The organism is Cupriavidus sp. 10L43_2, assembly GCF_056395265.1.
In genome coordinates this window covers 41,401-63,915 of sequence record NZ_JBFTJE010000018.1, presented here as the reverse complement: position 1 = coordinate 63,915, position 22,515 = coordinate 41,401, and the positions used below count along the sequence as shown (strand labels likewise).

Genomic DNA, 22,515 nt, shown 5'->3' with positions numbered 1-22,515 from the left:
CTTCGCTCACAGACCCTTCCTATTTAGTGGTGATGATGGTGATGGTGCATCCAGCTGTTATCCACCGAGTTGACGAACGACTCGACGGCGTCCTTGTCCCCGGTGGCATGGCGCATCATCTCGCCGCACTTGCAGAAACCCTGGTACGGCAGGATGTGCGAGCAGGCCGACGTCTTTTGCAGATACAGTGTGACGGGTTTGGTGCACTTCTTGCACTTGAACTTGAGGGTAAGAGCAGCTTTCATGGCAATTCGGACCGAGTGTCGGAGGCCTCGCGGGATTCGCGGGACAAAGGCGACATTGTAACGATGCCCACGAATCAGCGTGGATCGCTGGTTTTCGACGGGGCAATCCGGAACGGCTCGATTTCGTACTGCTCGCCATGCTTGCGACAGTCATCGGCGATGGAGATCCACCAGTCCACCGTGACGATATACGTGCTGCCGTTGATGTCGTTCTCGGTGGCAACAGTGTCGCGGCCGAGTTTGAGATTTCGGCGGGCCATCGTCAGGGCTTTCAAGCGGGTGTCGGCGTAAAGGCTGGGGTCCCAGAGCATCATCAGCCGTTTTTCTTCCCAGACCACCCAGGCCAGTTCGTTGCCGCTGGGGAATTTATAGCCCACGACACAAAAGCGATTCCGCTCTCGGTTTGCTCTCTCTATCGCGAGGAGGTACTTGATTGTCGCCCTTGGGTCTAGGTAGCCCGGATCAGCGGAGACTCTGAATCGCCCGGAGGCATTGCCGGCAACAGCATCAGGTAGATCATGATTCGCTTGTGTACTGCTCCACCCTAGAAGTGCGAATAGCAGGAAGCCCCAAGGCGCTATTTTCATTGACGCGGCTCCCTGATCGCGAACGGCTCGATTTCGTACTGCTCGCCGTGCTTGCGGCAGTCATCGGCGATGGAGATCCACCAGTCGACTGTGACGAGATAGGTGCTGCCCTTGATGTCGTTCTCGGTGGCTACGGTGTCGCGGCCGAGCATTAGGCTGTGGCGCGCCATTGCCAAGCCGGCCAGCCGCATGTCCGCGTCAGAGCTTCCTCGCCAGAGCAGGAGGGTTCGCTCCTCCTCCCACAAGGTCCAGACCACCAAATATCCTTGCGGCATCCTGTAGCCAACAGTGCAAAATCGATTGCGCTGTTGGTTCTTGCCGCTACTGGCGACCAGATAGCGAATGGCTTTAGCGGGATCCCTGTAATAGGGGTTCGTCGAAGCTCTTGTGCGTCCCGTTGCGGTTTCCGAAACGGCGTCCGGTAGCTTGTCTTTGGCCATGGCATTTATCGAGCAGAAGGCCAAGAGAGCCAGGATTGTCTTTCTCATGGAAGTCGCCCTATTTTTTGGCATTCAACTGCGCAAGAAACGACTTGGTCAATGTGTAGAACTGCTGGCCTCCAAGTTGTTGAAATGGCTCGAAATTGGGCCCCGGTGGCTTTGACGGAAGCGTTCGCCATGCGTACATCTCGCCGGCAGATGGGTCGTTTCCAAAATGCTTTCCACTGGCGACCGCTATCGCATTTTCCACGTAGGTTCGGAAGGCCGCGTTTTTTGCGTGCGTACCGTCGTTCGCAATGTTCATGGTTTTGTTCAGCAGAAGCGCCGGACGGTCCGCAATGATCGGGTAGCTTTCGAAACCCTCTACCTGATTGGGTGCCTTGATAAGATCGGTCAAGCTGGTGGCACCGCGCGCTGCAAAATGTGTTGCCCCGAGGCGTAGCCGATTACGCATGACATGCACCATCCATTGCATGCACTTGAGCGCCTCATCCAGACTGCTGAATTTGTCGCTATCGGGGTTCGCGTTCTCCACCACCAACATCCGCGTCAAAATCCCCGCCTCGGTCCCCGCGTCTGGCAACTCAAGCCTTGGCAACACCTCCACCGTCAGCCTCGGCGTATTCGCATCCCGCTGGGTGGTGCCATATATATAGGCATCGACATGCACCACCCGCCGGCTCACGATGCCGGTTTCGCTGACTTCGATCTTCAGTTGTTGCTCGATATCCCGGTCATTGACCTTGAGCGGGAGGATTCTCAAGGTGGAGTCGCTGCTCCGGAAGGCGAGATGCCTGCGGTTCGGGCCCAGGCCCGAGACCCTGAAAGGGAGTTGGTTTCCAGCGATGAGCGTGATTTGCGCGCCCATTGCCGCGCCGCTGCGGCGCAATAGTTTTGCCATGTCGGGTCCGATCCAGTGGTGAACCCGCCCGATTCTCCGAACCGCTCAGTGCCTCAGCAATGAGACGAGTCTGAAATTGGGCGCCATTTTTGCCGCGCCCGCGGCACGCCGGCCCCGCCCATCCGCCTGCTACACTCCCGCCATTCCTAGTCACACACCGCACACCTCCATGGCACAGTACGTTTTCACCATGAATCGCGTGGGCAAGATCGTTCCGCCCAAGCGTCACATTCTCAAGGACATTTCGCTGTCCTTCTTCCCCGGCGCCAAGATTGGCGTGCTGGGCCTGAACGGCTCGGGCAAGTCCACGGTGCTGAAGATCATGGCTGGCCTGGACAAGGAGATCGAGGGCGAAGCCACGCCGATGCCGAACCTGAACATCGGCTACCTGCCGCAGGAACCGCAGCTCGACCCCGAGCAGACCGTGCGCGAGTCCGTGGAAGAGGCGCTCGGCGGCGTGTTCGAGGCGCGCAAGAAGCTCGACGAGATCTACGCGGCCTATGCCGAGCCGGACGCCGATTTCGACGCCCTGGCCGCCGATCAGGCGAAATACGAGGCCATCCTGGCCGCCAGCGACGGCAACAACGTCGACCTCCAGCTCGATATCGCCGCCGATGCGCTGCGCCTGCCGCCGTGGGAAGCCAAGGTCGGCCATCTGTCCGGTGGCGAGAAGCGCCGCGTGGCGCTGTGCCGCCTGCTGCTGTCGCGCCCGGACATGCTGCTGCTCGACGAACCGACCAACCACCTGGACGCCGAGTCCGTGGACTGGCTCGAACAGTTCCTCACGCGCTTCCCGGGCACCGTGGTGGCCGTGACCCACGATCGCTACTTCCTCGACAACGCCGCCGAATGGATCCTGGAGCTGGACCGCGGACACGGCATTCCGTGGAAGGGCAACTACAGCTCGTGGCTGGACCAGAAGGAGCAGCGCCTGAAGCAGGAAGAGTCGACCGAGTCGGCGCGCCAGAAGGCACTGAACAAGGAACTGGAGTGGGTGCGCCAGAACCCGAAGGGCCGGCAGGCCAAGTCGAAGGCGCGTCTGGCGCGGTTCGACGAACTGAACAGCCAGGAATACCAGAAGCGCAACGAAACCCAGGAGATTTTCATCCCCGTGGGCGAGCGCCTCGGCAACGAGGTCATCGAGTTCGACGGCGTGAGCAAGGGCTATGGCGACCGCCTGCTGATCGACAACCTGAGCTTCAAGGTGCCGCCGGGCGCGATCGTCGGCATCATCGGGCCGAACGGCGCCGGCAAGTCCACCTTCTTCCGCATGCTGACCGGCAAGGAGCAGCCGGATAGCGGCGAGATCAAGATCGGGCCGACCGTGAAGATGGCGTTCGTCGACCAGAGCCGCGACGCGCTGGATCCGAACAAGACCGTGTTCGAGGAAATCTCGGGCGGTTCGGACGTGCTGACCGTGGGCCGCTACGAAACGCCGTCGCGCGCCTACATCGGCCGCTTCAACTTCAAGGGCGGCGACCAGCAGAAGCATGTGGGCACGCTCTCCGGCGGCGAGCGCGGCCGGCTGCACATGGCCAAGACGCTGATCGCGGGTGGCAACGTGCTGCTGCTCGATGAACCGTCGAACGATCTCGACGTGGAAACGCTGCGCGCGCTGGAAGATGCGCTGCTGGAATTCGCGGGCTGCGTGATGGTGATCTCGCATGATCGCTGGTTCCTGGACCGCATCGCCACGCACATCCTGGCGTTCGAGGGCGATTCCCACGTGGAATTCTTCCCCGGCAACTACCAGGAATACGAGGCGGACAAGAAGCGCCGTCTCGGCGAGGAAGGCGCCAAGCCGAAGCGCATCCGCTACAAGCCGATCGTACGTTGATCGTGGGATTCCCCTCTCCCGCGCGGGGGAGGGGAATCCGCAGGCATCACCCCCGCATCACCCCCGCACCAGCCTCACCTTCGTGATCTCCGAAGGCGCCCCGAAGCGTTTCGGTGGCCCCCAGTAGCCCGTACCGCGGCTCACATACACCCACAGGTTTTCATGCCGGTTCAGCCCATGCACGTAGGGCTGCTGCATCGGCACGAACAGGTTCCACGGCCAGAACTGCCCGCCATGGGTATGTCCGGACAATTGCAGCTGGAAGCCGGCCGCCGCTGCCGCCGGTGCGGTACGTGGCTGGTGGGCCAGCAGCACCCGCACCGCCGCGTGCGCCGGCGCGCCGGCCAGCGCCTGCACCGGATCGCTGCGATGGCTATCGATGAAGTGGCCTGCCGAATAGTCGGTCACGCCGCCCAGCACCAGCGCTGCGCCGTCCCGCTCCACCACCACATGCTCGTTCATCAGCACGCGCAGGCCCAATCGGCGTAGTTCAACGATCCACGCTTCGGCGCCCGAGTAGTACTCATGGTTGCCGGTCACGACGAAGGCCCCGTGTTTGGCCGATAGCCGGCCCAGCGGTGCGGTGTGGTCGGCCAGCTCGCGCACGGTGCCGTCCACGAGGTCGCCGGTCACGGCCACCGCATCGGCCTGCAACTGGTTCACGCGGTCCACGATGCGGTCCAGGTAGGGCTTCTTGATCGTCGGGCCGACGTGGATGTCGCTGATCTGGGCGATCGTGAAGCCGTGCAGCGCCTCGGGCAGATTGGGAATCGGCACATCCACCTCGACCACCCGGGCCAGCCCGCGCGCATTGAAATAGCCGATCACGCTGACCAGCAGCGCCAGCCCCACCACGGCGACCGCGCTGTCGGGCAGCAGGGCGGGCGGATGCCAGCCCACGGCCAGCGTCCCGAGCAGGAACAGGTCGCGCGCCGCGGTCAGGATCAGCAGCGTTGAGAAAAATCCCATCGCCAGCATGCCGAGCCAGGAAACCCGGTCCGCCCAGGGCGGCGTCAGGCGCCGTGCCAGCAGCGCGGTGGGCAGCAGCAGGGCCGAGATGACGAGCCAGAGCGCGCCCAGGCAGGCCACGGCCATCGGCACGGGCAGGTCCGGCAACAGCCGCACGCCGATATAGCCATGCAGCAGCGCCGTGATGGAGGCGGCAAAGAGAATCGAACGGCGGGGCGGCAGGGCGCTCATCGGATGGCCTTAGGCATCGTAGTTATCCGAGGAAGGTGAGGCTGGCATAACGCGGCTTCAAGGGCAGGGTGCCAGATTCAGAGGATTCTCAAGCGAAGCAAGATGCACACCTGGCCTCAGGCCGGGCGGTCCAAACCGTACCCAGTGCTGCGGTGATCTGCGCGGATTCAACGTACGAAATGAATGTTTTCGACAGGGATTGTCCCGTCTGAGCGCCTCCATTAGATTCCTCTCAGCAGCCCGCTTGTGCCGGATGCTGCGCAATTCGACGGAGTCGCCATGTCGTTCCGCTTCATGCGTGGGTTGTCCTGCCGGGCGATGGTCGCCCTGGCCTTGCTGGGCGCCACCGCGCCAATCCTGGCTGCACAGCCGCCGGCGCGCTCGCCGCTCACGCCACTCACGTGGCCGCGCAACTTTGATACCACCGGCGACCACATCGAGCTCTATCAGCCAGAAATCGAGAAATGGGATGGCACCCGCATGTCGGGCCGCGCCGCCGTGGCGGTGGGCCCGCGCGACGGCACGCCGACCTACGGCGTGGTGCATTTCTCCGCGACGGCCGACATCGACAAGCCCTCGGCGCTGGTCCAGCTCTCCCAGATCGAGATCGAAAGCGTGGAAGTCCCCACCCGCCCCGACGCGGCCGACACGGTGCGCCAGGCGGTCATCGCGCGGCTGCCGGCCAAGGGGCTGACGGTGCCGCTGGATCAACTGCAGGCCAGCTACGCGGTGTCCCAGCAACTGGGCCGCGCGGTGCGCGTGCCGGTGAAGAACGACGTGCCGCAGATCCTGTTCGCCACCACGCCGACCTTGCTGGTGCATGTCGATGGTGAACCCGCGTGGCGCGCCGTGGGCGGCACGTCGCTGGAGCGGGCGATCAACAGCCGCGCCCTGCTGTTGCGCGAAGCGGGCGGGGAGCTTTGGCTCAACGCCGCCGGTTACTGGTACAAGTCCGAGTCGGCGGGCGGCGCGTGGGCCGTGGTGCCGTCGCCGCCGGCGGCCCTGCTCGGCGCGGCCAGCAAGATCCAGGCAAACAAGGCCGAGCCGAAGCCCGATCCGATGTTGCCGGCCAGCGGCAAGCCGCCCGCGCAGGCGCCGGCCGTGCTGCTGGCCACGCAGCCGGCCGAACTGATCGTCACCAGCGGCGAGCCGAAGATGACCCCGGTGGGCGGCACCAGCCTGCTCACGGTGTCCAACGCCGATCACGCGGTCTTCGTCGATCCATCCACCAACCAGTCTTACGTGCTGCTYTCSGGCCGCTGGTTCCGCGCGCCAATGCTGACCGGGCCGTGGACGCACGTGGCTGGCAATCAGCTACCGGCCGACTTCGCCAAGATCTCCCCGCAGGATCCCAAGGCCAACGTGCTGGTCTCGGTGCCGGGCACGCCGCAGGCGCGCGAGGCCGAGATCGCCGCCACGATTCCGCAGACGGCATCGGTGGCGCGGGCCAAGGCCACGGTGGCCGTGGTCTATGACGGCACGCCGAAGTTCGTGCCGATCACCGGCACCTCGCTGCAATACGCGGTGAACACGGGCACGCCGGTGATCGAGGTGGATAGCAACCATTACTACGCCGTGGCCAACGGCGTCTGGTTCACGGCGAGCGTGCCGGGCGGACCGTGGCATGTGGCCACCGAGGTGCCGTCCGCCATCTACACCATCCCGCCGAGTTCGCCGATCTACTACGTCACCTACGTGCGGGTCTATTCGGTCACGCCTGAGGCGGTGGTGGTCGGCTACACCCCCGGCTACATGGGCGTGGTGGTCAACCCCGACGGCACCGTGGTCTACGGCACCGGCTATGTCTATCCGCCCTATGTGGGCGCCTACTACTACGGTTACCCCGCCACCTACGGCTATGGCGCCGGGTTTGCCGTGGGCGTGACCGAGGGCTTCGCGTTTGGCTTCGCGGCCGGCGCCATCTGGGGCGCGGCGTCGCCGTACTGGGGCCCGTACTGGTGGGGCGGCGGCTACGGCTGGAACTACGTCAACGTGAATCAGGCGAATTTCTATGGCCGATGGGGCCAGGGCACGGTCACGCACGCCCAGGGCTGGAACGCGTGGACCGGCACCCAGTGGCGCGGCACGGCGGGGTCCGGCTACAACCCGGCCACCGGCGCGCGCTACCAGGGCAGCCGGGGCGCCGCATTCAATCCGTATTCGGGCGACTACGCCGCCGGGCGGCAGGGCTCGTTCTCGAATCCATCCACCGGGCGCGAAGGCGCCGGGCGCGGCGGCGTGGTCGGCAACGAGTACACGGGCAACTACGCGGGCGGCCGGCAGGTGGCGGGCTACAACGCGCAAACCGGCCGGGCTGGCGCCGCCGAGTTCGGCGTGGCCGGCAACACCCAGACCGGCGACCACACCGCCGGCAGCCGCGGTGTGGTGGTCAATCCGAACAAGAACAACGCCGTGGCGTGGAACAACGGCAACGTCTACGCCGGCCACGACGGCAACGTCTACCAGCGCACCGACGATGGCTGGCAGCAGCACACCCCCAACGGCTGGCAGCCGGTGCAGCCAAACAGCGACGTGCAGAACCGGCTCGACCAGCAGCGCCAGGCGCGCGATGTCGGCCAGCAACGCTTCGGCAATTCCGCGCAGCAGTGGCAGGGCCGCGGGGGCGGCTTCCAGGGCGGGGGCGGGCGCTTCGGTGGCGGCGGATTCGGCGGCGGAGGCGGTCGCTTCCACGGCTTCCGGCGCTGATCGCGCGCAGTCTCGAACCCGCCTGTCCGCAGAGACTGCATCGAACGAATTTGTTGAAGGCGGCGACGAAAAGTTTGAATGGTGGCGCCGCCGACACCGCTTTAACCTGCCCACACGCACGTTGTGCGGCACGCCGCCGCGCAGCGAGACCCAACCGCAGCGGAGCGGCACATGAAACTGGTTTTCCCCATCGTCCTGGCCGTTGCCGCGCTCGGCCTGGGTGCCTGCAAGAAATCCGAACCCCCGCCGGCAGCCCAGCAGGCCGTGCCGGTGCAGGTGGTCAAGACGGCGGCGCAGGACCTGCCCGTGACCTTCGATTTCGTCGGCCAGACCGAGAGCGACCAGGCCGTCGATATCCGCGCCCGCGTGGCCGGCTTCCTGATCAAGCGCAACTACACCGAAGGCGCGGTGGTCAAGGAAAACCAGCTGCTGTTCGAGATCGACCACAAGCCGTTCCAGGTCCAGCTCGACGCCGCCCGGGCGCAGCTGGCCCAGCAGAAGGCCCGGTTCGAGGTGGCCCGCGCCAACCTCGCCCGCGTGAAGCCGCTGGCGGCGCGCAACGCGCTCTCGCAGAAGGATCTCGACGATGCCAACGGCAACTTCCACGAGGCCGCCGCCGGCGTGGAGCAGGCCCAGGCCGAGGTGAAGACCCAGGAACTGAACCTGTCCTACACCTACGTGCGCTCGCCCGTGGATGGCGTGTCCAGCTTCGCCGTGCTGCCGGTGGGTGCCTATGTCAGCACGTCCAACAGCCTGCTGACCACGGTCTCCACGCTCCAGCCGATGCGGATCAACTTCAGCATCTCCGAGCCCCAGACGCTCGAGTTCCGCGCCCAGCGCGAGGCGAAGTCGCTGGTGGTGCCGCACGACGATCAATACACGGTGACCGTGATCATGGCCGATGGCAGCGAGTACCCACAAAAGGGCCGCATCACCTTCGCCGATGCCACGTACAACCAGAACACCGGCACCTACCTCGTGCGCGCGCTGATGCCGAACCCGGGCGGCCAGCTGCGGCCCGGCCAGTTCGTGCGCGTGCTGGTCAGCGGCGCGAGCCGGCCCGGCGCCATCGTCGTGCCGCAGCGCGCGGTCATGCATGGCCCCAAGGGCGATCTGGTCTACGTGGTGGACAAGGACAACAAGGCCCAGCCGCGGCCGGTGATGGTGGGCGAGCTGTCCGGCTCGATGTGGCGCATCGCCAAGGGGCTCGAGCCGAACGAGACCGTGGTGGTGGACGGCGCCGGCAAGCTGGCGGCCGGCGCACCGGTGCGCGTGACCGGCGAGGCCCCGCCGGCGGCGGTCGGCGAGGGCAGCCGCCCCGTCAGTGCCCCGGCCAGTGCCCCCCCGGCCCCGGCCAAGACCTGAACCGGAGCGCCCCATGATTTCCGCCTTCTGCGTCAAGCGGCCGATCTTCGCGGTGGTGATGTCGATGATCATCGTCATCGGCGGCGGCGTGGCGATGTTCGCGCTGCCGATCGCCCAGTACCCGGACATCACCCCGCCCCAGGTCACGGTCAGCGCCACCTATGCGGGCGCCGACTCGGACACCGTCGCCCAGACCGTGGCCGCGCCCATCGAGACCCAGGTGAACGGTGCGGACAACATGATCTACATGCAGTCCACGTCATCGCCCACCGGCTCGATGACGCTCAACGTCTACTTCGACATCGGCACCGACCCGGACACCGCCCAGGTGCAGGTGCAGAACCGGGTGAACCTGGCGCTGCCGCAGCTGCCCGAGGCGGTGCAGAAGACCGGCATCAACGTGGAGAAGCGCTCCACCAGCTTCCTGCTGCTGATCGGGATCTATTCGCCGGATGGCCGCTTCGACCAGCAGTACATCAACAACTACGCGAACCTGTACGTGCTGGACGCCATCAAGCGCGTCAACGGCGCCAACCAGGCGCAGATCATGGGCTCGGCGGACCTCGCCATGCGCATCTGGCTGCGGCCGGACCGCATGGCGGCGCTCGGCATCACCAGCAAGGACGTGCAGAACGCGGTGCAGAGCCAGAACGAGCAGTTCGGCGCCGGCAGCGTCGGCCAGTCGCCGAACGCCAACCCGGTGGAGCTGTCGTTCCCGCTGGTGACACCGGGCCGGCTGACCACGCCCGAGCAGTTCGAGAACATCATCCTGCGCGCCGATGCCACGGGCGCCGCCATCGTGCGGCTGCGGGACGTGGGCCGCGCCGAGATCGGCCAGCAGCAGTACATGCTGCGCTCGGCCCTGAACGGCAAGCCGGCGACGATCATCGCGGTCTACCAGCAGCCCGGCTCCAACGCGCTCCAGGTGGCCAACGACGTGCGCAAGACGCTCGACGAGATGGCCAAGACCTTCCCGGCCGGCGTGGCGTACAAGGTCTCGCTGGACACCACCGAGTTCGTCAGCGCCTCCATCGAGGAAGTGGTCCATACGCTGGTCGAGGCCGTGATCCTGGTCGTGCTGGTGGTCTTCATCTTCCTCCAGAACATCCGGGCGACGGTGATCCCGGTGCTGGCCGTGTTCGTGTCGATCATCGGCACCTTTGCCGGCCTGCTGGCGCTGGGCTTCTCGATCAACCTGCTGACGCTGTTCGCGCTGGTGCTGGCCATCGGCATCGTGGTGGATGACGCCATCGTGGTGGTAGAGAACGTCGAGCGGAACATGGCCGAGTTCAAGCTCTCCCCGCGCGAGGCCACCCTGCGGGCGATGGAGGAGGTCACCGGGCCGGTCATCGCCATCGTACTGGTGCTCTCGGCGGTGTTCATCCCGGTGGCCTTCGTCTCGGGCACAACCGGGCAGCTCTACCGGCAGTTCGCGCTGACCATCGTCATCTCGGTGGTCATCTCGGGCTTCTGCGCGCTCACGCTCTCGCCGGCGCTGGCGGCGCTGATCCTGAAGCCAGGGCACCACACGCCGTGGCGCGGCTTCGTCTGGTTCAACGAGCGGTTCGACCGCCTGGTGCACCACTACGGCGGCTGGGTGCGCACGATCATGCGGCGCGCGGTGGTCGCGCTGGCGATCTTCGGGGCGATGCTGCTGGCTACGTGGCAGCTGTTCGCGCACATCCCCACGGCCTTCGTGCCGTCCGAGGACCAGGGCTACATCCTCGTGGCGGTGATCATGCCGGACTCCGCGAGCCTGGACCGCAGCGAGAAGGTCACCTCGCAGGTGGCCGAGATGTTCCGCAAGCACCCGGCCGTGGAGGATGCCTCCGCGCTGACCGGCTACAGCTTCATCGACAGCCAGTACAAGACCAACGCCGGCACGGTGTTCGTCGGCATGAAGAGCTTCAAGGATCGCGGTTCCGCCGATCTGGGCGTGCCGGCGATGCTGGCCGAGATGACGCCCAAGCTGCGCGCGATTCCCGAGGCGGTGATCATTCCGGTCAATCCGCCGTCGATTCCCGGGCTGGGCTCGCAGGGCGGCTTCGAGTTCTGGATCCAGAACCGGGGCACCGGCAACACGGCCGAGCTGGAAGGCGTGACGCGCCGCTTCATCCAGGCAGCGGCCGCGCACAAGGAACTGGGCCGGTTGACCAGCACGATCCAGTCGGCCTCGCGCCAGATGCGGGTGGAGGTGGACAAGGAAAAGGCCGAGACCATGGGCGTGCCGATTGCCGATGTCTACGGCACGCTGCAGACGCAATTCGGCTCGCTCTACGTCAGCCAGTTCACGCAGTACAGCCGCGTCTGGCAGGTGATCCTGCAGGCCGAGCCGCAGTACCGGGCCACGCCGACGAATCTCGAATACCTGTACGTGCGCGGGCGGGACGGCAAGATGGCGCCAGTCTCCGGGCTGCTGAAGACCTACTACTCCAGCGGGCCGGACCTGCTCTCGCGCTTCAACAACTTCCCGGCGGCCAAGATCACCGGCGATGCCGCGCCCGGCCACAGTTCGGGCCAGGCGCTGGCGGCCATGGAGGCGGTGGCGCGGGAGGTGCTGCCCGCCGGCTACAGCTTCGCCTGGAGCGGCGAGGCCTTCGAGCAGAAGAAATCCGGCAATACCACCACCATCGTCTTCGTGTTCGGCATCGTCATGGTGTTCCTGATCCTGGCGGCGCAGTACGAGTCGTGGTCCTTGCCGCTGTCGATCCTGACCGCCGTGCCGTTCGGCATCTTCGGCGCCCTGATGGCGATCCTGTTGCGGGGCTTGTCGAACGACGTGTACTTCCAGATCGGCATGGTGACGCTGATCGGGCTGGCGGCGAAGAACGCCATCCTGATCGTGGAATTCGCGGTGATGAAGCACAAGGAAGGGCTTTCCCACGCCGATGCCGCCGTGGAGGCCGCCAAGCTGCGCCTGCGGCCGATCGTGATGACCTCGCTCGCCTTCATTCTTGGCGCGGTGCCGCTGTTCATCGCCTCGGGGGCGGGGTCGAATTCGCGGCATTCCATCGGCACCGGGATCATCGGCGGGATGATCGCGGCCACTTCGCTCGCGCTGCTGTTCGTGCCGCTGTTCTCGTGGCTGGTGGGCACGGCCGCCGACAAGTGGGCGGCGCGCCGCCCGCGCAAGGTCGCGGCGCCATCCACTTCGCATCCTTCACCGAGCGCCGGGGAGCCATCATGAATGCCGTACTGCGTAGCACTGCGATGTCGGCCGCCTGTCTGGCGATCCTGGGCGGCTGCGCCATCGGCCCGGACTACGCGCGGCCGGAGGCGGCCGAGCCGCCCAACTACCGGATCGACAGCGGCGTGCTGACCGTGGCCGCCGACAGCGACTGGTGGAACAGCTTCAACGACCCGGTGCTGACCGCGATGGTCGAGGCGGCGCTGCGCAGCAACTACGACGCGCGCATCGCGGCGGCCCGCATCGACGAATTCCGGGGCCAGCTGATGGTGGCGCGCTCGGGCTTCTATCCGCAGCTGAACGCCACCGCCTCGGCGGCGCGGCAGAAAAGCGGCTCGTTCAACGGCACGCCGTTCGCGGCGCTGGGCGGCCCGCGCAACAGCTACGAGGCGCTGCTGAACGCCAGCTGGGAGATCGACCTCTGGGGCCGCATCCGCCGGCAGGCCGAGTCGGCCGAAGCCAGCCTGTGGAATGCCGAGTACACCCGGCGCGGCGTGGTGCTGGCGCTGGCGGCCTCGGTGGTGCAGGGCTACGCCACGCTGCGCGGGCTCGATGCGCAGCTCGAGGTGGCGCGCGCCACGCTCGACGCACGCGGCCGCGCACTCGACATCTTCCAGCAACGCTATCAGGGCGGCGTGATCTCGCAGGTGGAGTTGTCCCAGGCCGAGAACGACTTCTATTCGACCGAGGCGACCATCCCGCCGCTGCGCACGTCGATCGCCCAGACCGAGAACGCGTTGTCCGTGCTGCTGGGCCGCGAGCCGGGGCCGGTGGAGCGCGGCAAGCCGGTGAACGAGTTGACGGCGCCGGCCATCGGCGCCGACCTGCCTGCCGCGCTGCTGGCGCGCCGGCCGGACGTCCTGCAGGCCGAGCAAACCGCCGTGGCCGCCAACGCGCAGGTGGGCGCCGCGCTGGCGCTGTTCCTGCCGTCGGTCAATTTGTCGGGGTTCTTCGGCGCGCTGGCCACCTCGCCGGCGGGCCTGTGGCAGAGCGCCTCGCAGATCTGGGGCTTTGGCGCCAACCTCGCCCAGCCGGTGTTTCAGGGCGGGGCGATCCGGGGGCAGGTGAATACGGCCGAAGCGGTGCGCGACCAGGCCATGCTCGGCTATCAGTTCAGCGTGCTCAATGCGCTGGCCGATGTGAACAACCAGCTGTCCAACGGCATCGAGACCCGTAACCGGCTCGGCAGCCTGCGCCGGCAGGAGCAGAGCCTGCTGATCTACGCGGACCAGTCCAGCGCGCGCTACGAGGGCGGCTATTCCAGCTATCTCGAAGTGACGGACGCCCAGGAGAAGCTGTTCACGGTGCAGTTGGCGGCGATCCAGGGGCAGGTCGATGTCCTGACCGGCACCGCCTCGCTGTACAAGGCGCTTGGTGGTGGCTGGCCCGCCATCCCGAGCGATGTGCGGGACGCCGGCCTGACCGGCGACGCCCGCGCTACTGTGCCGCCTCCGCCCCCTCCCGCTAAATAGAAGTCCCTTCCCTCAGCGCGGCGACCACTCGCCGCGCCGCACGCCCAGCGCCGTCACCAGCCCGTAGGCCGTGATGCCGAGCGCCACGCCGAGGAAATGGCCGTCGATGCCCATCCCCGCCACATTGGCGAGCAGCCAGCCGCCACCGGCCGCCAGCGCGATGCGGCACAGCCCGGCGGCGATGGGGCCGCGCATCCGCCCGGCGCCCAGCGAGGCGAAGTAGAGCGCCATGCCCAGCCCGAAGCCGCCGAAGGCCGGCCCCACCCAGGACAGCGCCCGCGCGGCAATCTCGCGGACTTCGACATCGTCGGTGAACAGCGACGCGAACGACATCGGCGCCAGTCCCACGGCGGCGCCCACGGCCCCCGCGATGACCAGTGCGATCAGCGCGCCCACCCACGCCGTGCGGCGCGCGGTATGCCAGTCCCCGGCGCCTACGGCACGGCCGACCAGCGCGGTCAGCGCCGAGCCCACGCCGAACGCGAGCGGAATCATCAGGAATTCCAGGCGCGCCGAAATGCCATACGCGGCCACCACCGAGGTGCCGTAGTGGCGCAGCTGCGCGGTGACGAGGATGGTCGTCAGGTTGGCCACCGAGGCCAGCGCGCACGCCACCAGCCCGACCGACAGGATGCGATGGAACAGCGCGCCCGAGGGCCGCACGCGCAGCGTCGGCACAAAGCCGGCGCCCCCGCGCATCACCACCCAGGCCATGGCGAGCGAGGCCGCCCAGGACACCGCCGCCAGCGCCGCGCCGATGCCGGCGAGACCCATGCCCATACGCTCGGCGAAATACCACGACAGCACCGGGAACACGATCCACATCACGCACAGCACGCGCGCGGCCAGCGCGTGGCGCCCGCCGCCGCGCAGCACCGAGGCCAGCGTGTTGGTCAGCCAGGCGGGAATCGCCCCAACGCCGAACAGCCAGATCGCGTAGGTCGCGGCGGCCTCGGCGGCGGTGGGGCCGGCCACGGCGCCGAACACGGCATGCGGGAAGCCGGCCAGCGCCACGGCGAAGGCCAGGCCGGCCACCACGGCGATGATCACCGCGTGCATGACCAGCGACGAGGCGTCCTCGCGCTTGCCGGCCCCGAGCGCGCGGGCGATGGCCGACACCACGCCGCCGCCCATCGCGCCGGCGGACATCTGCTGGAGCAGCAGCGCAAAGGGCAGTACCACGGCCCAGCCGGCCAGCGAGGCGGTGCCCTGGCGCGCGGCCAGCCAGGTTTCGATCAACTGCGCGCCGGCCTGGAGGAAGGCCACCAGGCTGGTCGGCGCGGCCAGCACGGCGATGCGGCGGGCGAGTTCGGAGGCGGGAACGGGGTCGGCAGGGGCCTGGGCGCTCGCGCCGAGGGTGAGGGCATCGGGCTTATTCATGGTCGATGGCCTCGCTGCCTGCGCCGGCTTCGATCTGGTCGTCCGCGTCGCCGAAGCGCGCGCGGATGTAGCGGCCCGCGCCGGGGCCGGGCCGCACGCGCAGGTCGTCCGCGGTGATCGTGCTGCCATCGGGCCGGGTCAGGCCGCCGGCGACGATCTCGCCGCCGTCGCGCTTGTCCTCGAAGATCGTCGGCGGCCCTTTCTCATCGGCCAGCCAGCGCTCCGCCCACTGCTTGAGCGACACGTACACGGGGAAGAAGTCGCGGCCCATCTGGGTCAGCGTATAGATATGGCGCGCGCCGCCGCCCGGCGCCGGTGACTTCTCCAGCAGGCCATGGCTGACCAGCGTCTTGAGCCGCGCGCTGAGAATGTTCGGCGCAATGCCGAGGTGCCGTTCGAATTCGTCGAAGCGCGTGCTGCCGTAGTAGGCCTCGCGCATCAGCAGGATCGCCCAGCGCTCGCCGAGCATCGCCATCGAGCGCGCCACGGGGCAGGGCATGTTGGAAAAATCGGTGGGGGCCATGTCTCCTCTTTTACTTTTGATCTGCAAGTTGAGGAGAGAATAGCTTGCAAATTGAAAGTTCGCCAGCCCGTTTTCTAGGAGGTGCGGAAGACGTCGAGCCCGGCCACCGCCTCCCGCAGGAACGAAATCAGCGCCCGCGTGGCCATCGACGGATGCGGATTCGGCGTGGTGATGATGTAGAGCCGATTGCCCAGTCCTTCGGGCTTCCAGTCTGGCAGCACCGGCACCAGTGAGCCGCGCCGCACATCCTCCCAGCCGGCGTAGACCGGCAGCAGGCTGATGCCATGGCCCTCGCGCACGGCCCGGATCAGGAAAGGAAAGTGTTCCGACTGCAGGTAGGGGGTGATCTCGACGCTACATCGTTCCGGCCCATTGCAGCTATCGCGGCCCAAGGTCAATGAGAATCGTCTGGTTGTGTAGGGCGGACAGAGAAATCGGCATGCGGCGAGATCGGCCGGCTCCCGCACGGGCGGCACCTGGGCGAGGTAGCCCGGCGAGGCGCACAACTGCCAGCGGATGGCGCAGACCTCGCGCGCCACGGTGTCCAGCGGCGGCTCGGAGGTCACGCGCAGCGCCACGTCGATCTCGGCGGCAATCAGGTCCGTCACGCGGTTGGCGAAGAACACGCGCAGCGAGATGCCCGGGTGCCGCTCGGCAAACTGCAGCAGCAGCGGGGCGATAAAGGCGTCCCCGAGCCCGGTGGGCACGCTGACCCGCACATGGCCGCGCAGCGTCTTGCCCAGGCTGTCGATCTCGGCCTGCGCCGCCGCCACTTCCTGCAGGATGCGCAGGCCGTGCTCGTAGAGGGACTGGCCCGAGTCCGTCATCTCCAGCCGCCGCGTGGTTCGCCGCAGCAGTTGCGTGCCGGCCTGATCCTCGAGCTGCCCGAGCTGCCGGCTGATCTGCGAGCGCGTGACGCCGCGCCGCCGGCCCGCCTCGGCGAGGTTGCCGGCTTCCACGATATCGACGAAGGCCTGAATCAGGTTGAGGTCCATGCGAGGTGTCTGAAAGATTGTAAAGTCTGGCGCAACATTGTGATTCCGAACTACCGGATTGTCGATCTCAGCGATGGGCTTTACGATGGACCGCTTGTCGAATGTTGAGATGGAGACCGCATGCCCGCAGACCTTTGGTTCGAATCGCTGCACCGACCCGGCACGGAGGTACTGGCACGCGGCACGCACCTCGCGGGCGGCTTGCGACGGCTGGGTTTGCAGGAGGGCGACGTGGTGGCCGTGCTGCTGCGCAACGACCCGGTCTTCGCCGATGTGATCTTTGCGTGTCGTACCGCCGGCACCTATTACTGCCCGATCAACTGGCACTTCACGGCCGAGGAAGTGCGCTTCCTGCTCGAAGACAGCGGCGCGCGCGTGCTGATCGCCCATGCGGACATGCTGCCTGCCCTCAACGCGGTGATCCCCGCCGGGGTGGCCGTGCTGGCGGTGGGTGGCACGCATCCCGGCACCTCCGCTGATGCCATCGAATACGAACCCTGGCTTGCCAGCCAGACCCCGTACGACGGCCCGCGTGTGGCCCCGCGCGGCCATCTGGCCTACACCTCCGGCACCACCGGCCGCCCCAAGGGCGTGTTGCGCGAAGCCGTGCCGCTGGACCAACTCGACGACCAGCTCACCCGCATGCGCTCGGTGGTGGCCAAGGCCATCGGCGTGGTGCCCGGCTGCCGCGCGCTGATGTCCGCGCCGCTCTATCACAGCGCGCCGGGCGTGTTCATCCAGAACGCCCTGCAGATGGCCGAGCGGCTGGTGCTGACGCCGCGCTTCGACGCCGAGCAGGTGTTGGCGCTGGTGGAGGAACACCGCATCGACGTGCTCTACCTCGTGCCGATCATGTACGTGCGGCTGCTGAAGCTGCCGGCCGAGGTGCGCGCGCGCTACGACCTGTCGTCGATCCGCTTCGTGGCATCTACCGGCTCGCCGTGCTCGCCCGAGGTCAAGCGGGCGATGATCGAATGGTTCGGGCCGGTGATCCACGAGACCTATGCGTCGAGCGAGGCCGGCATGATTACCGTCGCCACGCCCGAGGACGCCGCGCAGCGCCCCGGCACGGCGGGCCGGCCTGTCGATTCCGCCAGCGTGCGCATCCTCGACGAAGCCGGCCAGCCGTGCGCGCCCGGCGAAACCGGCCTGGTCTACGTGCGCCAGCCGGCCTACCCGGACTTCACCTACCTGAACAACGACGCCGCGCGCCGGGCCATCGACCGAGAAGGCCGGGTCACGCTGGGCGACCTCGGCTACCTCGATGCCGATGGCTACCTGTTCATCTGCGACCGCGCCTCGGACATGGTCATCTCGGGCGGCGTGAACATCTACCCGGCCGAGATCGAGCATGAACTGGTGCGCTATCCGGGCGTGGCCGACTGCGTGGTGTTCGGCGTGCCGGACGACGAATACGGCGAGCGGCTCCACGGCGTGATCGAGCCGATGCCGGGCGCGGAGATCGTGCCGGCGGCCGTGATCGACTGGCTCAAGGCGCGGCTGTCGGGCTTCAAGGTGCCCCGGACGATCGAGATCACCGCGCGCCTGCCGCGCGACGAGACCGGCAAGCTGGCCAAGCGCCGGCTGCGCGACCAGCACTGGGCGGGGCGCCAGCGGCGGGTCTGAACCCCGGCCCGGCGCACCCGCCCTCTATATGAATACAAACAGGAGACAACCATGCATCGCACATTCGCCCAACTGGCGGCGGGGGCGTTCGGCCTTGCGCTGGCCATCGGCCACGCACCGGCGACCTTGGCGGCCTGGCCCGAGCGGCCGGTCAAGCTGGTGGTGCCCTACACCCCGGGCGGCTCCACGGACCAGTTCGGCCGGGCGCTGGCCGAAGGCATGGCGCGCGACCTGAAGCAGCCCGTGGTGGTGGAGAACCGCCCCGGCGCCAACACCATGGTGGGCACGCAGAGCGTGGCGCGCGCGCAGCCGGACGGCTACACCATGCTGATGGGGACCAGCGCGAGCATGGTGCTCAATCCCATGCTGTACAAGAAGACCGGCTATGACCCGAAGGACTTCAAGGTCATCGCCATCGGCATCGAGGTGCCGCTGGTAGTCGTCACCAACACGCAGGTGCCGGCGGCCAATATCCGGGACTTCGCGGCCTACGCCAAGGCGGCCGGCGGCAAGCTCAACTACTCGTCCGTGGGGCTCGGCAACCCGCTGCAGCTGGCCACCGAGATGCTGAAGTCCGAGCTGGGCATCGACATGACCCACGTGCCCTACAACGGCAGCGCGCCGGCGCTGTCGGCGCTGCTGGCCAATGACACCCAGTTGATGGTCGATGTGGTCAGCACCTCGCTGCCCCATATCAAGGCTGGCAAGCTCAAGGCGCTGGCCGTGACCAGCAACGCGCGACTGGACGTGCTGCCCAACGTGCCGACGGTGGCCGAAAGCGGCTATCCGGGCTTCCACGCCGCCACGTGGTTCGGGCTCGCCGTGCCGGCGCAGACCCCGCCCGAGGCCGTGGCCCGGCTCCAGGCCGCCGCCGCGCGCGTGCTGGTCGATCCGCAGTTCCGCAGCACCTTCGGCGCCTTGGGGCTGGTCGTGCAGGTGCCGCGCACGCAGGCTGAGATCGACCGCTACGTGGCCGCCGACCGCGACAACTGGGGCAAGGTCATCCGGGCCAACCACATCAGCCTGGACTGAGCCGACGGGGCGACCGGGGGCAGCTTGGGGGAGGGTGGGGGCGTATAGTACGGGGACGTTTCGATCCTCACCGCCCCCGCCATGACCGATTCCGCCGAGCCGCCAGATCCGTCCGCTTCGTCCGATTCGCCTGCATCGCCGCCTTCGTCCGCTTCGCCTCCCTCGTCAGATTCCCCGACGTCCCCCCCGCCCGCCGATTCCCGCGCCGCCGCCGAGACCGGCCGCCTGCGCGCGCTGCACCTGCAGGCCCGCCACGCGGCCCGGCGCAAGACCCGCCAGGTCAGCCGCATCTCGCGCACGTCGCTGCGCTACGGCGTGTTCATGTGCGGCGCCGGCTGCGTCGCGCTGTTCTCCATCGTCTTCGCCTATATCGCCGAACTGGCGTTGCGCTGGAACGCGCAGGTGACCACGGCCACGCCGTGGCTGGCGTTCGTGCTGCTGCCGTTCGGGCTGGCCGCGTTGCGCTGGCTGACCATCCGCCTCGCCCCGCAGGCGCGCGGCAGCGGCATTCCGCAGGTGATTGCCGCCGTCACGCTGCCGCCCGATGGGGTGGCGCAGGGCGTGCTGGTGTCGTTCCGCCAGTCGATGTGGAAGGTGCTGCTGACCACTGGCGCGCTGATGGCCGGCGCCTCGGTGGGCCGCGAAGGCCCATCGGTGCAGGTCGGCGCGGCGGCGATGCTGGCCTGGGGCCGCTGGTGCCAGGACAAGTTCCGCTTCCGGATCGGCTTTCATCCCAATGCGCTGATCGCCGCCGGCGCGGCGGGCGGGCTGGCCGCCGCGTTCAATACCCCGCTGGCCGGTGTGGTGTTCGCCATCGAGGAACTCGGACGCGGTACCGCCGTGCGCTGGGACCGCCTGGTGCTGTCCGGCGTGCTGACGGCCGGGTTCCTGTCGCTGGCCGTGCTCGGCAACAACCCGTATTTCAACGTGAAGGTGCCAATGCTGGTGCTCCACGACGCCTGGGGCCCGGTGCTGCTCTGCGCCGTGGTCAACGGCGTGTTCGGCGGGCTGTTCGCCAAGGTGTTGATTGCGGGCGTGCCGGGGCTCACGCCGTCGCGCTGGCGCGCGTGGGTGGTCGACCATCCCATCTGGGTGGCATTCGGCTGCGGGCTGGTGGTGGCGGCGCTAGGCTGGGCCACGGCCGGCGCTACTTTCGGCACTGGCTACGAGCAGGCGTCCGCGCTGATCAATGGCGAATCCCACCACACGCTGTGGTTCGGGCTGGCCAAGCTGGGGGCCACGGTGGTGTCGTACTTCGCCGGCATTCCGGGCGGGATCTTCACGCCGGCGCTGGCCATCGGGGCGGGCATCGGGGAGACCGTGTCGCACTTCCTCTCGGGCATGACCGAGCCGCGCGTGCTGGCGCTGGTGTCGATGGCCGCCTTCCTGGCCGCCGCCACGCAGGCGCCGATCACCGCCAGCGTGATCGTCATGGAGATGACGCGGACGCAGGACCTGACGCTGTTCCTGCTGGCGTCGTCGCTGCTGGCGTCGTTCCTGTCGCGCCAGTTCAACCCGCATCCTTTCTATCACCACATGGGTCACGCGTTCCGGCGCGAGGCCATGGCGATCGGCCGCAAGGCCGCCCCGGGCTGACCTCCTGGCGGGCGCGTTTCCGCGGGGGTGTCTCAGTTTCGCATCGCCCCCCTTGGCCGTTGTGGCGTGGGGGCTGGCGATGGCATACCATGTGCCGCGCGCGGACCGGCAGCAGCAGACTTCCCGGCCGCGCTGTGTACCGGCGGCACACCGCGATGCGTCGGGAATCTTCTGAGGGGGAGCTGGAATGGGATCGCAACGACCGGCCGGCACGCGCCCGGCCACCAAGCCGACGACATCGACCGCCACACATCGTCCGATCGTGCAGGATCTGGGCGCCGACACGGCGATCTGGCACACGCGCGGGCTGCAAACCAATTCCCGCATGCGCACGCCGCTGGTCCAGCGCACGCCGTCGACGCAACTGCCGCCGAGCATCGTACCGCGCCTGATGCTCTGGGCCGTGGTCATCGGCATCGCCCTGGTCGGCTGCCATTACCTGAAACAAGTGCTCTATTAAGTGCGTTATTAAGCGCTCTTGCGCGCCGTGGTAAGGTCGCGGCTGGAACCCCTGCCACGGGGTGGGCTCCAATGCGGAGCCGATTTCAGGAGTCAGTTTTGAGAGTTTCCCTCGCCGGGCTGGCCGCCGCCGCCCTGCTGGCGGCCACGGCCGCCCATGCCGCACCGAAGGCCGCCGCGTCGCAGCCTGCCGCCACCCCCGCCGCCCCCGCCGCTCCGTCCACATCCGCCACGCCGTCCGCCAATGACTTGCTGGCGCCGATGCTCCACGTGCTGGAGATCGGCAATCCGCTGCCCACACTGCCCGATTGCGCCGACCATCGCACCCCCGATGGCCGCGACGTGACCGCGTTCTGCGTGGAATTGCGCGGCGACGGCGTGATGCGCCAGGTGGGCGTGCCGCGCGACAAGCGTCCCGCGTTCATGGATGGTGCGCGCCTGGTGGCGTTCGTCGATGGCAACGCGCTGGTCGGCGTAATCGTGCCGACCGACGGCATCCGCTCGCAGGACGCCGCGGTCCAGTCGCTGACCGCGCGCTATGGCAAGCCGTTCCGGCAGGAACAGGAAGACATGAAGGACAAGGCCGGCAAGCCCGTGAAGGCGATCCACGCCGGCTGGATGCGTCGCCCGCTCACCGTGGAGCTGTACGCGATTCCCGAGAATCCGAACGAGGGCACCATCGAGCTGATGCTGCCGCAGGCGCGTGCGTTGATGGCGAACCGCGATGCCGAGGTGGACAAGGCGCTCGCCCCGCCGGCTTCGGCGCCGGGCGCCAAGAAGCCGGAAAAGTCCGAGAAGTCAGAGAAGTCGAAGAAGGAGCCGGCCAAGCCGGTGAATCCGGGTTCCTGGTGATTGGGGGGTGATAGGGTAGCGGGCGCCGGCCCTCTCCCCCGACCGCTCTCCCAAAGGGAGAGGGGAGAACACCGCCGGCATTTCAATTGCTGCTGGGCTGCTCCCCTCGCCC

At 67.7% G+C, this 22,515-nt stretch carries 18 protein-coding genes; 10 read left to right on the top strand and 8 right to left on the bottom strand.

The window, feature by feature from the left end:
• Window positions 1-23: 23 nt before the first annotated feature.
• The 4 genes from AC1DEL_RS21985 to AC1DEL_RS21970 form a co-directional block, all read right to left on the bottom strand.
• The gene (locus AC1DEL_RS21985) at window positions 24-245 is read right to left on the bottom strand and encodes a hypothetical protein (protein ID WP_092299156.1); all 222 of its coding nucleotides are present in this window, start codon (window positions 243-245) and stop codon (window positions 24-26) included.
• A gap of 74 nt (window positions 246-319) precedes the next feature.
• Entirely contained in the window at window positions 320-622 is a 303-nt protein-coding gene (locus AC1DEL_RS21980; RefSeq protein WP_255370936.1) for a hypothetical protein, read from the bottom strand.
• A gap of 206 nt (window positions 623-828) precedes the next feature.
• Complete coding sequence (locus AC1DEL_RS21975) at window positions 829-1,272, bottom strand: hypothetical protein (protein ID WP_255370935.1); 444 nt, start codon at window positions 1,270-1,272, stop codon at window positions 829-831.
• Window positions 1,273-1,330: 58 nt separating this feature from the next.
• Window positions 1,331-2,173: a hypothetical protein gene (locus AC1DEL_RS21970; protein WP_477126231.1), complete on the bottom strand. Its 843-nt coding sequence runs from the start codon at window positions 2,171-2,173 to the stop codon at window positions 1,331-1,333.
• Window positions 2,174-2,342: 169 nt separating this feature from the next.
• On the opposite strand from AC1DEL_RS21970, the gene ettA reads away from it, so the two are divergent.
• Window positions 2,343-4,010 carry an energy-dependent translational throttle protein EttA gene (gene ettA / locus AC1DEL_RS21965; protein ID WP_441593380.1) on the top strand — a complete coding sequence of 556 codons (1,668 nt, stop codon included), beginning with the start codon at window positions 2,343-2,345 and terminating at the stop codon, window positions 4,008-4,010.
• Between the two features lie 57 nt (window positions 4,011-4,067).
• On the opposite strand, the gene AC1DEL_RS21960 is transcribed toward ettA, so the two are convergent.
• Entirely contained in the window at window positions 4,068-5,201 is a 1,134-nt protein-coding gene (locus AC1DEL_RS21960) for a metallophosphoesterase (protein WP_477126247.1), read from the bottom strand.
• A gap of 288 nt (window positions 5,202-5,489) precedes the next feature.
• Between AC1DEL_RS21960 and AC1DEL_RS21955 the strand changes: the two genes are divergently transcribed.
• The 4 genes from AC1DEL_RS21955 (at window position 5,490) to AC1DEL_RS21940 (ending at window position 13,940) form a co-directional block, all read left to right on the top strand.
• Window positions 5,490-7,916 carry a carbohydrate-binding family V/XII gene (locus AC1DEL_RS21955; protein WP_477126230.1) on the top strand — a complete coding sequence of 809 codons (2,427 nt, stop codon included), beginning with the start codon at window positions 5,490-5,492 and terminating at the stop codon, window positions 7,914-7,916.
• 171 nt (window positions 7,917-8,087) lie between these two features.
• A complete protein-coding gene (locus tag AC1DEL_RS21950) occupies window positions 8,088-9,281 on the top strand; it encodes an efflux RND transporter periplasmic adaptor subunit (protein ID WP_092299143.1) in 1,194 nt (397 codons plus the stop codon).
• 13 nt (window positions 9,282-9,294) lie between these two features.
• A complete protein-coding gene (locus tag AC1DEL_RS21945; RefSeq protein ID WP_092299140.1) occupies window positions 9,295-12,468 on the top strand; it encodes an efflux RND transporter permease subunit in 3,174 nt (1,057 codons plus the stop codon).
• On the top strand, window positions 12,465-13,940 hold the full coding sequence (locus AC1DEL_RS21940) for an efflux transporter outer membrane subunit (RefSeq protein ID WP_092299463.1): 1,476 nt from the start codon (window positions 12,465-12,467) through the stop codon (window positions 13,938-13,940). Before AC1DEL_RS21945 ends, AC1DEL_RS21940 begins: the two co-directional genes overlap by 4 nt.
• 12 nt (window positions 13,941-13,952) lie before the next feature.
• On the opposite strand, the gene AC1DEL_RS21935 is transcribed toward AC1DEL_RS21940, so the two are convergent.
• The 3 genes from AC1DEL_RS21935 to AC1DEL_RS21925 all read right to left on the bottom strand — a co-directional run bounded on the left by AC1DEL_RS21935 (window position 13,953) and on the right by AC1DEL_RS21925 (window position 16,838).
• A complete protein-coding gene (locus tag AC1DEL_RS21935) occupies window positions 13,953-15,320 on the bottom strand; it encodes an MATE family efflux transporter (protein ID WP_441593378.1) in 1,368 nt (455 codons plus the stop codon).
• On the bottom strand, window positions 15,313-15,843 hold the full coding sequence (locus AC1DEL_RS21930; protein ID WP_477108299.1) for a winged helix-turn-helix transcriptional regulator: 531 nt from the start codon (window positions 15,841-15,843) through the stop codon (window positions 15,313-15,315). The genes AC1DEL_RS21935 and AC1DEL_RS21930 overlap by 8 nt, the downstream gene beginning before the upstream one ends.
• Window positions 15,844-15,917: 74 nt before the next feature.
• Window positions 15,918-16,838 (bottom strand): LysR family transcriptional regulator, encoded by a 921-nt coding sequence (locus AC1DEL_RS21925; RefSeq protein WP_092299131.1) that lies wholly within the window; start codon window positions 16,836-16,838, stop codon window positions 15,918-15,920.
• A gap of 120 nt (window positions 16,839-16,958) precedes the next feature.
• Between AC1DEL_RS21925 and AC1DEL_RS21920 the strand changes: the two genes are divergently transcribed.
• The 5 genes from AC1DEL_RS21920 (at window position 16,959) to AC1DEL_RS21900 (ending at window position 22,403) form a co-directional block, all read left to right on the top strand.
• Window positions 16,959-18,464, top strand: coding sequence for an acyl-CoA synthetase (locus tag AC1DEL_RS21920; RefSeq protein WP_477126229.1), 1,506 nt, complete (start codon window positions 16,959-16,961; stop codon window positions 18,462-18,464).
• A 51-nt stretch (window positions 18,465-18,515) separates the two neighbouring features.
• Entirely contained in the window at window positions 18,516-19,496 is a 981-nt protein-coding gene (locus AC1DEL_RS21915) for a Bug family tripartite tricarboxylate transporter substrate binding protein (RefSeq protein ID WP_477126228.1), read from the top strand.
• An 81-nt stretch (window positions 19,497-19,577) separates the two neighbouring features.
• The gene (locus tag AC1DEL_RS21910) at window positions 19,578-21,092 is read left to right on the top strand and encodes a chloride channel protein (RefSeq protein WP_441593374.1); all 1,515 of its coding nucleotides are present in this window, start codon (window positions 19,578-19,580) and stop codon (window positions 21,090-21,092) included.
• 187 nt (window positions 21,093-21,279) lie between these two features.
• A complete protein-coding gene (locus AC1DEL_RS21905; protein WP_092299119.1) occupies window positions 21,280-21,552 on the top strand; it encodes a hypothetical protein in 273 nt (90 codons plus the stop codon).
• A gap of 98 nt (window positions 21,553-21,650) precedes the next feature.
• Window positions 21,651-22,403, top strand: a complete 753-nt coding sequence (locus tag AC1DEL_RS21900; protein ID WP_477126227.1) for a hypothetical protein — start codon at window positions 21,651-21,653, stop codon at window positions 22,401-22,403.
• Window positions 22,404-22,515: the final 112 nt, after the last annotated feature.

What these genes read in the sequence shown, in the direction of transcription:
- AC1DEL_RS21985 (WP_092299156.1), bottom strand. Translation starts at nt 245, where the DNA reads ATGAAAGCTGCTCTTACCCTCAAGTTCAAGTGCAAGAAGTGCACCAAA.
- AC1DEL_RS21975 (WP_255370935.1), bottom strand. Translation starts at nt 1,272, where the DNA reads ATGGCCAAAGACAAGCTACCGGACGCCGTTTCGGAAACCGCAACGGGA.
- AC1DEL_RS21970 (WP_477126231.1), bottom strand. Translation starts at nt 2,173, where the DNA reads ATGGCAAAACTATTGCGCCGCAGCGGCGCGGCAATGGGCGCGCAAATC.
- ettA (WP_441593380.1), top strand. Translation starts at nt 2,343, where the DNA reads ATGGCACAGTACGTTTTCACCATGAATCGCGTGGGCAAGATCGTTCCG.
- AC1DEL_RS21950 (WP_092299143.1), top strand. Translation starts at nt 8,088, where the DNA reads ATGAAACTGGTTTTCCCCATCGTCCTGGCCGTTGCCGCGCTCGGCCTG.
- AC1DEL_RS21945 (WP_092299140.1), top strand. Translation starts at nt 9,295, where the DNA reads ATGATTTCCGCCTTCTGCGTCAAGCGGCCGATCTTCGCGGTGGTGATG.
- AC1DEL_RS21940 (WP_092299463.1), top strand. Translation starts at nt 12,465, where the DNA reads ATGAATGCCGTACTGCGTAGCACTGCGATGTCGGCCGCCTGTCTGGCG.
- AC1DEL_RS21935 (WP_441593378.1), bottom strand. Translation starts at nt 15,320, where the DNA reads ATGAATAAGCCCGATGCCCTCACCCTCGGCGCGAGCGCCCAGGCCCCT.
- AC1DEL_RS21930 (WP_477108299.1), bottom strand. Translation starts at nt 15,843, where the DNA reads ATGGCCCCCACCGATTTTTCCAACATGCCCTGCCCCGTGGCGCGCTCG.
- AC1DEL_RS21925 (WP_092299131.1), bottom strand. Translation starts at nt 16,838, where the DNA reads ATGGACCTCAACCTGATTCAGGCCTTCGTCGATATCGTGGAAGCCGGC.
- AC1DEL_RS21920 (WP_477126229.1), top strand. Translation starts at nt 16,959, where the DNA reads ATGCCCGCAGACCTTTGGTTCGAATCGCTGCACCGACCCGGCACGGAG.
- AC1DEL_RS21915 (WP_477126228.1), top strand. Translation starts at nt 18,516, where the DNA reads ATGCATCGCACATTCGCCCAACTGGCGGCGGGGGCGTTCGGCCTTGCG.
- AC1DEL_RS21910 (WP_441593374.1), top strand. Translation starts at nt 19,578, where the DNA reads ATGACCGATTCCGCCGAGCCGCCAGATCCGTCCGCTTCGTCCGATTCG.
- AC1DEL_RS21905 (WP_092299119.1), top strand. Translation starts at nt 21,280, where the DNA reads ATGGGATCGCAACGACCGGCCGGCACGCGCCCGGCCACCAAGCCGACG.